The organism is Chromobacterium haemolyticum, from assembly GCF_002081825.1.
Lineage (GTDB): Bacteria > Pseudomonadota > Gammaproteobacteria > Burkholderiales > Chromobacteriaceae > Chromobacterium > Chromobacterium fluminis.
The window spans coordinates 19,244-33,273 of sequence record NZ_MUKU01000008.1 but is presented as its reverse complement, the minus strand read 5'-3'; the positions used below and the strand labels follow the sequence as shown (position 1 = coordinate 33,273).

Below are 14,030 nucleotides of genomic sequence, written 5' to 3'. Positions count from 1 at the left end.
GCGTACCGGACTTAACTATCAAACCGGCGAGTGCATGACACTCCCCCACCACGCACCTGCCAAGAGTGCGTAGGCATAGGAAAACTGCTTGCACAGTGCTCCGCGCAAGCTAATCGATAGTTAAGTAACGGGACGCCAATCCCGTGTGCCGCTTGTTTGGGCGGCAACGTGGGGATTGTTGCCGAGAGCGGGGACGGGGTCAAGGCGGCGTGGCGGTTTCAGCTAGCGCTTCATCGCTAGGGAGATCGTAAACAGGTTCTAGCCGGTGGCCGGCGTGGCGGCGGGCTCCTGAACGATATTGAGCAGCGGCGCGCGCGGGTCGGGCCGATCCAGCCAGAAGCGGCGCTCCAGTTCCGCGGCCGGCAGAGGCCTGCAGAATAGGTAGCCTTGCAGGGTATCGCAGAACATATAAGTCAAGGCGGTGGCTTGTTCATCGGTTTCCACGCCTTCCGCCACCACTTTGAGTTGCAGGGAATGGGCCAGCGCGATGATGGCGCCGGTTAAAGTCATCGCGTCCGGATCTTCCAGCATTGCGCGCACGAAGGACTGGTCAATCTTCAGTTCCTGGGTTGGCAGTTTGGCCAGGTAGGACAGCGAGGAGTAGCCGGTGCCGAAATCGTCGATGGAAATGCCCACCTGCATATCGCGGATGCGGCGCAGCGTTTCGCCGCAAGTGTCCAGGTTGTCCAGCACCACGGTTTCGGTGATTTCGATGTCGATGCCCGGCACGGCGGCGCCTTCGCTCAAGGCATTCTGCAGCTGTTCGGAGAAATCGACCTGGCGTAATTGCAGCGGCGAAACGTTGACCGCGATGCGCGGCGCCGGATAGCCGGCTTGTTGCCAGCGCAGATGGTCGCGCGCGGCTTGCCGCAGCGCCCAGGCGCCCACTTCCAGGATCAGTCCGGTTTCCTCCAGCAAGGGGATGAATTGCGCCGGCGACACCAGGCCGCGCTCCGGGCTTTGCCAGCGCAACAGCGCTTCCACGCCTATGATCTGCCGCGACACCGCGTCCACCTTGGGCTGGTAGTGAAGCACGAACTCCTGACGCTCCAGCGCCAAACGCAGCCGATTTTCCAGCTCCAGCGTCACGGCGGCGCGTTCGCTCATCTCTTGGCGGTAGAACAAATAGCGCTCATTGGTGTTTTGCGCCAGCTTGAGCGCGGCTTCCGCGTTCTCCAGCAGGTTTTCCGCGTCGGTGCCGTCTTCCGGATAGATGGCGATGCCGAATTTGGCGGAAACGCGCAGCTGTTTGTCCAGGATGGCGATGGGTTGGGCGACGCAGCGATCTTGCAATTGCATCACTTGACGCGCGATGTCCTCCTCGCTTTTGACTTCGGGGATCATCAGCGCGAAACGGTCTATCTTGACGCAGGCCAGCAGCCTGGCTTCCTCGGTAAAAGACTCCAGCCGCGCCGCCAGCAGGCGCAGTACCTGGTCGCCGGCCCAGCGGCCATAGACATCGTTGATGGATTTGAAGCGCTCGATGTCGAGGAAGACCACTGCCAGGCGCCGCTGCTCGTTGTGATTGGCGCTGATCTGTTGCGCCAGGCGCTCGTGGAACAGGCTGCGGTTGGCCAGGCCGGTCAACTCGTCGTAGTAGGACAGGAAATGCAGCCGCTCTTCTTTTTCGATGTGGTCCAGCGCGAAAGCGATGTCGCCGGCTAGTTCGGATAGCAGTTGCATTTCTTCGTGATCGAAGGCGTTGGCTTCGTTGGAGCACAGCGTCAGCGAGGCGGCGCGTTGTCCGGGCAGCGGCAAGGGCAGGCAGGCCAGCGAGCGGATGCCTTGAGCCAGCAATGGTTCGCGCGCCGTGTAGGGCAGCTGCGCGCCAAGCTGATTGCAGACGAGGATGTCGCCGCTGTTGATGGCAACGGCGGACAACTGCAGCAGCGCCTCGGGATTGGGGGACGGTTCCGCTTGCCCTTGCAGTGCGTCGAGGCGGTGTTGGCCGTCGCTCTGATCCAGCGTGCTGATCCAGACCATCTTGAACGCGCCGCTATGGGTGGCGATGCGGCAGGTTTCCTGGAACAGTTCCTGGCGGTCGTGGCAGCGCACGATCAACATATTGATGCCGCTGAGGATGGCGTAGACGCGGTTGAGCCGTTCTATGCGCAGCCGCAGCAAGGAGTGCTGCAAGGTGATGGCCAGTTGTTGGGCGAAGGCCCGCGAGACCTCCATGTGTTCGAAGTCGTGGCGGGCGATGGTCTGGAAAGCGAGGTTCAAGGAGCCCAGCAACTGTCCTTCCGCCATCAGCGGCAGCCGCAGATAGGCGCGCACGCCGTGGCTGCGCAGCCATTTGACCAACGCGGGCGGTTGCGCCTGCGTGGTGATGTCGTGCATGAAGCTGGGCTGGCCGCGCTTGAGCTGCTCCAGGTCACTTAAACCATAGCTGGAGAAAGGGAAGCGGCTGTCGACCGGGATTTCGTCTTTGGCGTCGCATTCCAGCGCCAAAAAGATGATCTCCTCGTGTCGCCAGTCGAACATAGTGGCCGACGCGCCCCAGAACGGCACCAATTGCGCCAGCATGCGCAGCGCTTTCTGAGCGGTTTGTTGCGGGCTGGCGGCGGATAACAGGGTGAGCCCCATATCGCGCAGCGACTCCAGTTGCTGGCTATGGCGTTTGAGCTCTTGCTCGGTTTTCAGCCGCTCGGTGATGTCGCGCATGATGGCGGTGTAATATTTCTGGCCGCCCACCTCCAGCTGGGACACCGAGGCTTCGGCGTAGAATTCGCTGCCGTCGGCGCGCAGGCCCCGTACCCCGCCGGCCGGCGCAAGGCTGCGGCTGACCGGGCCGTTCCGGCCGAAGTCTCGGATCAGCCGCGCGTGGTGGGAACGAAATGATTCCGGCACCAGCATGTCGACCTGTCTGCCCAGCACTTGCTCGGCGCGGTAGCCGAAGGCTCGTTCCGCGGCGGGATTGAACAGGATGATGTTCAAGTCGGCGTCGATGGTGACGATGGCGTCCATCGCGGTGTCGATGATGCCGGCGCGTTGCATTTCGCTGAGGCGGATGGCGGCTTCGTGCGCTTGCAGCTGGTCCAGCATGTGATTGAACTGGCGAGACACTGCGCGTAGTTCGCGCGGCCCCAGTTCCTGCGCCCGCGCCTGAGAGGCGCCGCTGGCCACGGCTTGCGCCGTCTCCGCCAGTTGTCGCGCCGGGCGGGTCAGCGCGCGGCTGAAGCTTTGCGCCAACAAGCCGCAGAGCAGCAAGGTGGCGATGCCGCTGGAGGCGCCCCAGCGCAAGCGGTTGTAGTAGGGCGCGAAGACATCCTGTTCCGGCAAGGCGGCGATGATCAGCCAGTCCGCCTGGGAGAACTTGCGATAGGAGTAGAGGCGCGACACGCCGTCGCGGCCGACGCCCAGTTCGAAGCCGGAGGCGTTGCTGTGGATACGTGAGATGGTGCGGACGACATTGACCGAGGTTTTGCCGTGCCAGAGCGAGGGGTCCGGATAGCGCAGCAAAAAGGCCGCTTGTGAACTGAGCACCGCGATGATCAGCCTGCGGTCCAGCGTGGCCGGCAGCACATGGGACTGTAGCGCCAGCAGGTCCAGTTGCAGCGTCAGCAGCCCTACGCGTCGGCCTTGTTCATCACGCACCGGATAGCTGGGCATGATGATCCAACGCCGAGTGGCGGGCTCTTGCAGCGGTTCGCTGAGCATTAGTCCGGGGGCGTCCAGCGCGCGGGAGAACCAGCCGTGGTTGGGCGGGGGCGCGTGCATGGCGAGGTTTTGCGCATGTCGGCAGACCGGCTGCCCCGCGGCGTTGCTGAGCGTTAACTGGATGACGGAGGGAAAGCTCAGCGTGAGATCGCGATAGGTGTCGGCGCATTCGGCGGCGTCGAGCCGGCGTAGAGACGGCCTCTGGCTCAGTTGGGCCATTAGCCGCTCCAGTTCGACGATTTTGTCCGCCAGAGTTTGATCCACTTGGTCGGCCACGACGCGGGTTTGCATGTGCGCGGCGTCGCGCAGATCGCGGGCGGATTCATAGGCCCCGATGCCGATCAGCATGGCGGCGGGCAGCAGGCAGGCCAGGGCGAACAGCAGCAATTGAGCACGCAGGCCCAGCCCGCTAACGGCGGACAGAGTGCGGTTGAGGCCTGCGCGCATGTGGCGGCTACTTTCGGGGGACAGGGGATACTCGAAAATTAGTTCCTGCCGCCGGAGGGGGCAAGCCGCGATTATGTCAAGTGCGTAACCAGGGGGCTGCGTGGCGCAGCGCTCCCCGCGTAAGCCTTGCCTGGCAAGGCTTACGCGGGGGCGGGTTGTGCGCTAAGTACTTCCACTTATCCCGCTGACAAAACCTGACGCCGCCGCTTGACATGCGCCGATATGGGGTGGGCTTTTACAGAAACATGCCGCCGGAGGCTTCCACGCGTTGGCCGTTGACCCAGGCCGCGCCGTCGCTGAGCAGGGTGGCGATGGCGCCGCCGATGTCGTCTGGCCGGCCGACGCGGCCCAACGCGGTTTGCGCGGCGATATGGGCGTTGACCTGTTCGTTGTCGCGCACCAGGCCGCCGCCGAAGTCGGTTTCAATCGCGCCGGGGGCGATGACGTTGACCGCGATGCCGCGCGGCCCCAGTTCCTTGGCCAGGTAGCGGGTCAGCACTTCCACGCCGCCCTTCATCGCCGCGTAGGCGGCGTAGCCGGGAAGGGCGAAGCGGGTCAGGCCGGTGGAAACGTTGAGAATGCGGCCGCTGTCGGCGATCAGCGGCAGCAGTGTCTGGGTCAGGAAGAACGGTCCTTTGAGCTGGATGTTCATCAATTGGTCGAACTGCGCCTCGCTGGTGTCGGCGAAGGCGGCGTGAATGCCGATGCCGGCGTTGTTGACCAGAAAGTCGAAGTCGGCGCGCTGCCATTGTTCGGTCAGCGTCTGGCGCAGCTTGGCGGCAAAGGCGTTGAAGCTCGCGCTCTGGCCGACGTCCAGCGTCAGCGCGGCGGCTTTGCCGCCCAAGGCCCGGATCTCGGCAACCACCGCCTCGGCGTCGGCGGCGCGGCTTTGATAAGTGAGGACCACGTCCATGCCCTGGCGCGCCAGGTGCAGGGCCGCACTTTTGCCCAGGCCGCGGCTGCCGCCGGTGATGACTGCGATCTTCTTGCTCATGGGAATCTCCTATAGGGGGCGGGTGCAGGCTTGGACCCGATGAGCTCAGTTTATTGTATGTTTTTTGATAAACAAATATGAGTATTTTAATTATAGTGTTCGTATATTCATAACAATTGGCGGTGGAATATGAACAAGCTGGAAGCGATGCAGATTTTTGTTCGGGTGGCCGAGCTGTCCAGCTTTACCCAGGCGGCGGACAGCCTGGGCCTGCCCAAGGCGAGCATCTCGGTGGCGGTTAAACAGACCGAAGCCTGGTTGGGGGCGCGCCTGCTGCATCGGACCACGCGCAAAGTGCAAATGACCCAGGACGGCCAGGCTTTTTACGAACGCTGCAAGGATGTGCTGGCGGAGATGGACGAGTTGCAGGGCATGTTTCAGCGCGGCGAAGAGGCGCTGAGCGGGCGGCTGCGGGTGGATATGCCCAGCGGCGTGGCGCGCTATCAGGTGTTGCCGCGCTTGGACGAATTCCTGCAACGTCACCCGCGGCTGGAGCTGGAATTGAGCAGCACCGACCGCAAGGTGGACATTGTGCGCGAGGGCTTCGATTGCGTATTGCGGGTGGGGGAGCTCAGCGATTCCAGCCTGGTGGCGCGGCCGCTGGGGCGCTTTCGGCAGCTCAATTGCGCCAGCCCGGCCTATCTGGCGCGCTACGGCGCGCCGGCCGGCCTTGAGGACCTGGCGCGGCACCGGCTGGTTCACTATGTGTCCGTCCTGGGGGCGCGTCCGGCCGGCTGGGAATGGCGGGACGGCAACGGCAGCCATTGGCTGGCCATGGCCGGCAGCGTCATCGTCAACAACGCGGAGGCCTACCAGGCCGCCTGCCTGGCCGGCCTGGGCCTGATTCAGGCGCCGGAGTCCGGCGTGCGCCATTTGCTGGACAGCGGAGAGCTGGTGGAAGTGCTGCCGGCATACCGCGCCGCGCCGATGCCGGTAAGCTTGCTGTACGCCCATCGCCGCAACCTGCCGCGCCGCGCGCAGGTATTCATGGATTGGCTGGCGGAGGCGCTGGCGCCCCACTTGCTCTGAATCCAGCGCAAACATGGCGGGCCGGGGCCAAGCTGCCCTATCATGGAGGCCGGTCAACCATTTTAGAACCTGTTTACGATCAGCTGCGCGTTGGCGATACGGCGTTGAAAACCCCTTCGAAATGCTCATGTACCGGGTGTACATTCCGCTTTCTCAGCGGTTTTCGCCTTGTCTCGCCTTAGCTCGAGAGATCGTAAACACGTTCTTACTTCGTCATATTCCCACCATGATTGTTAGATCCACCTCTTCCTGGCTGCGCTTGTTGTTTGTCTGGCACGGTTCGGTCTTGCCGCGCATCATGCCGCGCCTATTGCTGGTTTTCTTCATTTCCATCGCCGCCGCCGCGGTTCGCGGCTGGTGGCTGAGCGAGCACGCGGATTCGGCGCTCAGCATTCCCGCCTTTACTCTGATGGGGGTGTCGCTGGCCATCTTCCTGGGCTTTCGCAACTCGGTCAGCTACGAACGTTTCTGGGAAGCGCGCAAGCTATGGGGCAGCTTGCTGATCGTCAACCGCTCGCTGGCGCGGCAGGCCTTGTCGCTGGCGCCGGACAACGCCGACGCGCGGCGCTTGATAGACGGCTGTTGCGCCTTCGCTTACGCGTTGAAGGCGCAGCTGCGCGGCGACGACGCCGACGCGCATTTGCGGCGGCTGCTGCCGGAGGAGATCCTGGACAAGGCGTTGGCGGGACGCTTCAAGCCGGCGTTGATCCTGGCCTGGTTGGGACAATTGACCGCGCGCATGCGCCGCGACGGCGCGTTGAGCGATATGCAATGGCATGCGCTGGACCGCAATCTGAACTCCTTGTCCGAAGTACTGGGCGGCTGCGAGCGCATCGCCTCCACGCCCATCCCTTTCACTTACCGGGTGTTGCTCAACCGCACCGTCACCGTGTACAGCTTGTTGCTGCCGGCCGGCCTGGTCACCAGCATAGGCTGGCTGACGCCGGCGATCGCCGTCTTCATCGCCTACACCTATCTGGCCTTGGAAGTGATAGGCGAGGAGCTGGAAGAGCCGTTTGGCAAGGAGGGCAACGACCTGCCGTTGTCCGCGCTGTGCCACGGCATTGAGGCCTCGCTGCGCGAGATGCAGGGCGAGGACGTGGCCGCGCCGGCGCCGGAGCCGCGGGGCATTTATCTGTATTGAATCTTTATAAGGTGGCCAGGTCTTCCAGGCGAATGATGCGCGCTATCGTCTCCAACTGGCGCATCGAGGTCCGATGTTCTTCTTCGCTGGCGGCGGCGCAGCCGTCCTCCAGCACTAGCACCTGATAATCGCGGTCGTGGGCGTCGCGCGCGGCGGCCTGCACCGCCCAGGTGCTGCTGACTCCGGACAAGATCAGGCGTTCAATGCGATGGGCGCGCAGCACGGCTTCCAGCGAGGTGGCGTAAAACGGGCTGACGCGGGGCTTGATCACGATGGCGTCTTCCGGCCTCAGATCCAGATCCGGATGGAAGGCGGTGCCGGGGCCGGACAGATCCAGCGCGCCGAATTCGTGCGCGCGGCCAAACAGCGGCGAATTTTTGGCTTGCTCCACATAGGAGGGCGAGAAGCCCACTTTCACCTGTACCACCAGCCAGCCGCGGCGGCGGGCCTCGGCAATGGCCTGGTTGGCGGCGACGATGACGCCGCGTTGGCGCGCCTGTTCGGCGCAGCGGGCAAGCTTGCCGCCGTCGCCCATGATGTCGTGGATGTAGTCCAAACCAATAAAAGCGGTGTTCATCGCGGGATTCCTTAATAGCGTATTGATCAAGGCCGGCGCGCGGCCGGCGTTTCGGCCGCGGCTAGTTCCGCCAGCACCTCGCCGGCGGCGAGCAGCAGCTCCAGGCGTTGCGGCGGCAGTCCGGCCAGCGCGGCACGCAGCCAGTCGTCTTTGCGCAGGCGGTGAACTTCAAGGGTTTGGCGGCCGGCGTCGCTTAGGCGGACCCGGACCTTGCGGCCGTCTTTGGGATCGGCGGCGCGCAGAATCAGGCCGCCGGCCTCGAGTTCGCGCAGCAGGCTGGCCAGATTGGAGCTGCGCAGCTTTTCCGCGCGCGCCAGCGCCGAAGGCGTTGCTGCGCCGTCGGCGCGTTCGATGCAGGCGAGCAGGGACAGTTGGGCGAACGGAAGTTCGTCGTCCTGCGCCTCCAGGCGCAGCCGGCGCGTCAAGGCCATCAACTGCAGACGCAGCCGGGACGCGGCCTCGGGAGTAATTGTAAGGCGTGGCATCCTGCTATTCTAACATAGCTATGTGTGTATAGATAAATGCGGGCGGAGCGGCGCGAGGAGGGCTGCCGAGCGGGTTCAGGGCCGCGCTCGTCGCCGCGCGGCCCGCATTGAGCGGGGGCTTAACTCGGCTTCGGACAGTTGCTCATCCAGCGTATGCCGAAGCGGTCGACCAGCATGCCGAAGCGGGCGCCCCAGAAGGCGTCGTGCAGCGGTTCGTTGATCTGGCCGCCTTGGGCCAGGGCTTCGAAGATCGCCGTCTGCTCCGCCTCGCTGTCCAGCATGAAGTTCAGCGTGATGTTTTCTCCCAGGACGGGCGTGCGGCCCGGCATGCCGTCGGAGGCCATGAAATGAACGCCTTCGGCTTTGAACTCCGCGTGCAGAATTTTGTTCTTGGCTTCGTCCGGGCTGGGGAAGTCCGCGTCGCCGAAGCGCATCAGCGCCACAATTTCGCCGTTGAAGCATTGGCGGTAGAAGGCCAGCGCTTGTTCGCACTGGCCGTGGAAGTTGATGTAGGGCAGCAGGGTTTTCATCAGAGAGACTCCTGGTGGTGGGGGAGGGGCGGCAGTGTTTCAGGGCGGCAAGCATTGCCGCAGCGCGTCGCTGACGGCCGCCGCCGTGGCGGGCCGGGTCAGGCGTGCGGTTTCCTGGCCCTGACGCAGGAAAATCAGCGTAGGCCACAGCTTGACGCGGTAGCTGCGCCCCAAGCGGCGGCCCGGCCCGTCTTCGATTTGCAGATGATGGACGCCGGGGCATTCCGCCAAGGCTTGTTGAATCAAGGGCTGGGCCGCCTGGCAATGGCCGCACCAGGGCGCGCCGAATTCCAGCACGGTGACGCCGGGCTGGGCATCCAGTTCGGCGCGTTCCGGCGCCGGGTCGCGGTAGAGTTCGTCCATGGTCTTGGGAGGGGCTAGGGTGAATTTTAAATATGCCAAAAGACTGGTGGGTTTGCCAGCGCTTTGACGAAGGGGGCGGCGACGCGGGCTTGCCAAAGCCGGGAAAAACCGCGACGATGCAGGCCGTTTTGTCAATGGCCCAGGGTTTGAAATCATGAAATCGCGCAATGTTTCCGGCGGCTTGGTGTACTCCACCGAACACGGCCGCATGTGTCCGCAGTGCGGCTTCGCCGTTGCCCAATGCCAATGCGGCAAGCAAGAGGCGCCGGCCGGCGACGGCGTGGTGCGGGTGCGCAGAGAAACCAAGGGCCGCAACGGCAAGGCGGTTACCGTGGTTCAGGGCGCGCCGCTGAACGCGCTGGAGCTGGCGCAACTGGGCAAGCAGCTGAAAAACGCCTGCGGCAGCGGCGGCACGGTCAAGGACGGCGTGATCGAGATACAGGGCGATCACTGCGAACAGGTAGTGGGGCTGCTCAAGCAGCGCGGCTGGACGGTGAAGCGCGCCGGCGGCTAGCAGCCATACGCCGCGCTCGGCCATTGCCGGAATGAAAAAGCCCGCGGCAAGCCGCGGGCCAAAACTGAGACTGGGGGTTACGCAGGCTGTGCCTGAGCCTGGCTGACGCCGAGGGAGGCCCGCCGCTGTAGTTCGGCGGCGAATTGAGCGCCGAACTGTTCCAGATACTGGCGTTGCAGCAGGCATTCATGCGGCGCGTTCACTTCGTACTCGATCAGCTTGCCGGAGATGTAGGGCTGCCACAGCGACGGCTGCTGATCCTCGGGGCGCAGGATGTCGGTGGTGGCGCGGATGAAGATCAAGTCGCCGTCGTAGCGTTGATAGCGGCAGCGGGCGAGCAGCTCCAGCATCAGCTTGGAGTCGTTCACCAACCGGGTCAGAAACTCATCGCCAACCTGGCTGCCGCCCAGCACTTCCTCCATGGCACTCTTCAGCCCCTTGATGCCGGCGCGCGGCGCGCCGACGATGGCGCGGGTCATCCGGGTGATGATGGTGGCGTCGTCCAGTTTCAGAGAAGCCGGCCCGCCTTGCAGCGGGTAGCTGTCGAACATGCACAGGAAGCTGACCTCGTGGCCGTCTGCCTGCAGCATGGTGGCCAGGCGCAGCGCCAGATTGCCGCCCACCGACCAGCCGGCCAGTTGGTACGGCCCGCGCGGCTGCACCGCCTGGATGCGCCGCCGGTATTCCTCCGCCAGCTCGTCCAGCGATTCAATGACGCGGTCCGGATCGCGCAGTATCGGCGACTGGATGGCGTACAGCGGCTGATCCTCGGGCAGGAAGGGCAGCAGGCCGGCATAGGGCCAGGCGATGCCGCCGCCCGGATGGATGCAGAACAGCGGCGGCCGGCCGCCCTGGACGCGCAGCGGCAGCATGGCGTCGAAGGGATCGCTGAAAGCGGCTGGCCGCTCCAGGCGCTGAGCCAGCTGGCGCGGCGTGGGGGCGGCCAGGAAGTCGGCGATGCCCAGGGAGACGCCGAAGGTTTCCCTGATGTTGTTGATCAGCTGCAGACCCAGCAGCGAATGCCCGCCCAGCGCGAAGAAATTCTGATTGGCGTAGACCTCGCCGCATTCCAGCGCCGTCGCGAACAGGCGGCACATGATCTCTTCTTCCGGAGTGCGCGGCGGTGCTTGTTCGCCGTCGTCCTGCCGCGTCGGCGTGGGCAGTTCGCTGGTGGCCAGCTTGCCGTTGGGCGTTAGCGGGAAGGCCGGCACCACCATGATGACGCTGGGGATCATGTGATGGGGCAATTGACGGCTCAACGCCTGTTTCAGCCCCTCGCTGTCTAGCTCCAACTGCTGGTTGGCCACATAGCCGACGATGGCCGGGCCGTGCGGCAGGTCTCGCAGCAAGGCGACGGCGTCCTCTACGCCGCCGCAACCTAGCAGGGCGTTTTTGATCTCGTCCAGCTCGATGCGCAGCCCGCGCAGCTTGATCTGGTTGTCCTGGCGGCCCTGATAGTGAATGCGGCCGGCGTGGTCGAAGAATACGCGGTCGCCGGCTCGGTACATGGTGTCGTCGGGGTTCAGCAGATCGGGAACGAAGCCTTTGGCCGTCAGCTCCGGGCTGTTGCGGTAGCCGCGGGCCACGCCGGGGCCGCCGATGAACATGTCTCCCCAGGCCCCGGGCGGCAGCAGCCGTTGCCGCGGGTCCACCACGTAGAGCCGGGTGTTGGCGGTAGCGGGGCCGATGGACAGGTCGCCGTCGCCGTAGTCGGCGTTGATTGAGGTGGCGAAGGAGGTTTCGGTCGGGCCGTAAACATTGAGCAGGCGGCAGTGGGAGAAGCGCGCCAGCAGCGCCGGCGTGCACGGTTCTCCGCCCAGCATCAGGACGGTGTCCCGAGGGAAGTCCTCGGTCTGGTGATAGGCCAGCAGGCTGGGCGTCATCACCAGCAGTTTGATGTTTTCCCGTTTCACCAGCGAGGCCAGCGGCTTGCCGGGCGCGCTGGAGACTTTATCGCAGAGGACCAGGGTGGCGCCGGCCAGCAGCGTCATCATGATTTCCAGAACCGACATGTCGAAACCGGCTGCGATGAATTGCAGCACGCGCTGGCCGGCTTGCAGCCCAGCCGCCCGGATGGCGGTGTCCGCGATGGGCACCAGGTTGCGGTGAGTCACTTCCACGCCCTTGGGTTTGCCGGTGGAGCCCGAGGTGTAGATCAGATAGCCCGGCGCGGAGGGGGCCACGCGGGGGAGCGGGAGAGCGGCAGGCGGCAGCGCGTCCAGCGCCGCGGCGTCCAGGAACAGCAGTTTCTCCGGCGCAAGCTCGGTTTTGACGGCGCCGCCGGCGGCGACGATGACCGCGGCCGGCGCGGCGTCGGCCAGGATGTAGTCGATGCGGGCTTCCGGCAGGTCGGGATCAACCGGCACATAACCGGCGCCGAGCTTGAACAGCGCCACCGCCGCAACCGCCCATTCGACGCTGCGCGACACGATCACGGCGACGTCGTCGCCGGGCCGCACGCCGCGCGCCAGCAGCAGGCTGGCCAGGCGGTCGGCGCGGTCGTCCAGCTCGACGTAGCTGAGTTCGCGCTCGCCCTGGCGCAGGGCCGGCAGGTGGCCGTGGCTCCGCGCGGAGGCGGCGAAGGCGTCGGCGAAGACCGGCGGCGCATCGGCGCGCGCCGGCAGCGGGTAGCAGCGCTCGCGCTCGCCGGGCAGCAGCAATGGGTAGTCCGCGGCGAGGGTTTCCGGCGCGTCGACGAAACGTTCCAGCAATAAAGTCATCCGCGCGTAATGCAGCTCCAGCGCTTCGAGCGGGTAGAGATCGGCGTTGGCGTTGAAGCCTATCTCCAGCCGGCCGTCGGCGTTGCGGTCGAAGATGTCTATGCCGAGATGATCGGCGGGGCCGTTGGCGACGTTCTGAACCGTGGCTTCGCAGCCGTCGAAGTCCACTTCCTGGTCATAAGCCACGATATTAAGCAGGGTGTTGAACAGCGGCTTGTGGCCGCGCTCCGCGTACAGGTCGCGGATCATGGCTTCCGAGCGGTAGCCCTGATGCAGCAGATGGCGCCGCAACTGGCGTTGGATATCCGCCGCGACCGACAGCACTGTGGATTCCGGCGTAAACGAGATGCGCAGCGGCAGGATGTTGGCCACCATGGCCGGAATCTCGCGAAGGGCTTTCAACTGACGGGCCGCCACCGGCATGCCCACGGCCAGCTCGTTTTGTCCGGTCATTCTGTGAAGATAGGCGGCGCAGGCGGCCAGCAGCACGCTGGACAGGCGAAGCCGATGCAGGGAGGCGGTTTCCCGCAGCCCGTCCACCGCTGCGCCGGAGAAGGCCTTGCGCAGGCGGTTCAGCTTGCGCAGGGGCGCGTCGCCGGGCACCAGCTGGGTGGGGTCGGGAAGATCCAGGCAATACTGGCGCCAGTAAGATTGGTCCTTGAGATAGGACTCGCTCTGGCGGTAGGCCTGCTCCGCTTCGAACACTTGGCTTAGCGGCTGCGCTGGCAGCGGCTCGATGGCTTCTCCGCGCGCTAGCCGGACATAGCAGTCGGTGATGTGTTTGAACAAGATGGCGTGACCGAAACCGTCCACCACCAGGTGGGAGCCCAGCTCTATCATGCGGTGGCGACGATCGGCCAGTTTGACGATCAGATAGCGGATCAGGGGTTGCCCGGCCAGATCCATATCGTCGGCCAGCAGTTCTTCCAGCATGGCCGAGTAGGCCTGCTCCGGGTCCGGTTTGGCGGACAGGTCGTGCCAGGAAAAATAGGCGTCGTGCAGTTTGGGGCGGAGGCGTTGCCGGTATTGCCCGGTGGCCGGGTCCGTTTCGAAAGCGGCGCGCAGGGTGTCCACCTGTTGGCACACGGTTCTGATGGCCTGTTCCAGCAAGGGCGTTTGCAAATCGCCGTTGAATTCGATCACATCGCACAGGTGATAATGAAGGTTGCGGCCTTCTTGGCCGATGGCGAGGCAGACTTCTTGCTGAGCGGCGCTCAGCGGGCAGATTGATTGATCTTCTAGCATGATATTTCCAATATATTGTATTTACAGTTGATTTAATATATTTAAAGTTAGATTAATGACGGATAGGGGCGCGGTTACAAAGGCTGAAAAAGCGCGCGTTCCGCTATGGCGGCTTTAGAGCGGCAGACATTGTCAGTTTCACGGCTGAGGCAAGGCGCGACGACGCAGGCAGTACTTGAGTGCGGGAGGTCGACGCAACGTAGCATCAGGGGTTTGCTAGCCGCCCTTAGAACCTGTTTACGATCTGCTGCGTGTTGTGAGACGTGACAAGGTGAGTGCCGCTTCGAAATGCTCATGTACCCTGTGTACATTCCGCTTTCTC

General features: G+C 64.3%; 10 protein-coding genes. 3 read left to right on the top strand and 7 right to left on the bottom strand.

Features of this window, described 5'->3' with window-relative positions:
- Positions 1-258 precede the first annotated feature (258 nt).
- Complete coding sequence (locus B0T39_RS07505; protein ID WP_081545515.1) at positions 259-4,107, bottom strand: EAL domain-containing protein; 3,849 nt, start codon at positions 4,105-4,107, stop codon at positions 259-261.
- Positions 4,108-4,342: 235 nt separating this feature from the next.
- Complete coding sequence (locus B0T39_RS07500; protein WP_081545514.1) at positions 4,343-5,101, bottom strand: SDR family NAD(P)-dependent oxidoreductase; 759 nt, start codon at positions 5,099-5,101, stop codon at positions 4,343-4,345.
- A gap of 129 nt (positions 5,102-5,230) precedes the next feature.
- On the opposite strand from B0T39_RS07500, the gene B0T39_RS07495 reads away from it, so the two are divergent.
- A complete protein-coding gene (locus B0T39_RS07495) occupies positions 5,231-6,130 on the top strand; it encodes a LysR family transcriptional regulator (RefSeq protein WP_081545513.1) in 900 nt (299 codons plus the stop codon).
- Positions 6,131-6,356: 226 nt separating this feature from the next.
- Positions 6,357-7,274, top strand: a complete 918-nt coding sequence (locus B0T39_RS07490; protein WP_081545512.1) for a bestrophin family protein — start codon at positions 6,357-6,359, stop codon at positions 7,272-7,274.
- Between the two features lie 4 nt (positions 7,275-7,278).
- Here the strand turns inward: B0T39_RS07490 and B0T39_RS07485 are convergent, their stop codons facing one another.
- From B0T39_RS07485 to B0T39_RS07470, 4 genes are all read right to left on the bottom strand, one after another.
- Positions 7,279-7,851, bottom strand: a complete 573-nt coding sequence (locus B0T39_RS07485) for a cysteine hydrolase family protein (protein WP_081545511.1) — start codon at positions 7,849-7,851, stop codon at positions 7,279-7,281.
- 26 nt (positions 7,852-7,877) lie between these two features.
- Positions 7,878-8,336 (bottom strand): MarR family winged helix-turn-helix transcriptional regulator, encoded by a 459-nt coding sequence (locus B0T39_RS07480; RefSeq protein ID WP_081545510.1) that lies wholly within the window; start codon positions 8,334-8,336, stop codon positions 7,878-7,880.
- Between the two features lie 119 nt (positions 8,337-8,455).
- The gene (locus tag B0T39_RS07475) at positions 8,456-8,866 is read right to left on the bottom strand and encodes a VOC family protein (protein ID WP_019102151.1); all 411 of its coding nucleotides are present in this window, start codon (positions 8,864-8,866) and stop codon (positions 8,456-8,458) included.
- Between the two features lie 39 nt (positions 8,867-8,905).
- Positions 8,906-9,229, bottom strand: a complete 324-nt coding sequence (locus B0T39_RS07470; protein WP_081545509.1) for a thioredoxin family protein — start codon at positions 9,227-9,229, stop codon at positions 8,906-8,908.
- A gap of 154 nt (positions 9,230-9,383) precedes the next feature.
- On the opposite strand from B0T39_RS07470, the gene B0T39_RS07465 reads away from it, so the two are divergent.
- Positions 9,384-9,743: a translation initiation factor Sui1 gene (locus B0T39_RS07465; protein ID WP_081545508.1), complete on the top strand. Its 360-nt coding sequence runs from the start codon at positions 9,384-9,386 to the stop codon at positions 9,741-9,743.
- 77 nt (positions 9,744-9,820) lie between these two features.
- Here B0T39_RS07465 and B0T39_RS07460 read toward each other — a convergent pair whose 3' ends face one another.
- Positions 9,821-13,708 (bottom strand): non-ribosomal peptide synthetase, encoded by a 3,888-nt coding sequence (locus B0T39_RS07460; RefSeq protein ID WP_081545507.1) that lies wholly within the window; start codon positions 13,706-13,708, stop codon positions 9,821-9,823.
- Between the last annotated feature and the right edge of the window lie 322 nt (positions 13,709-14,030).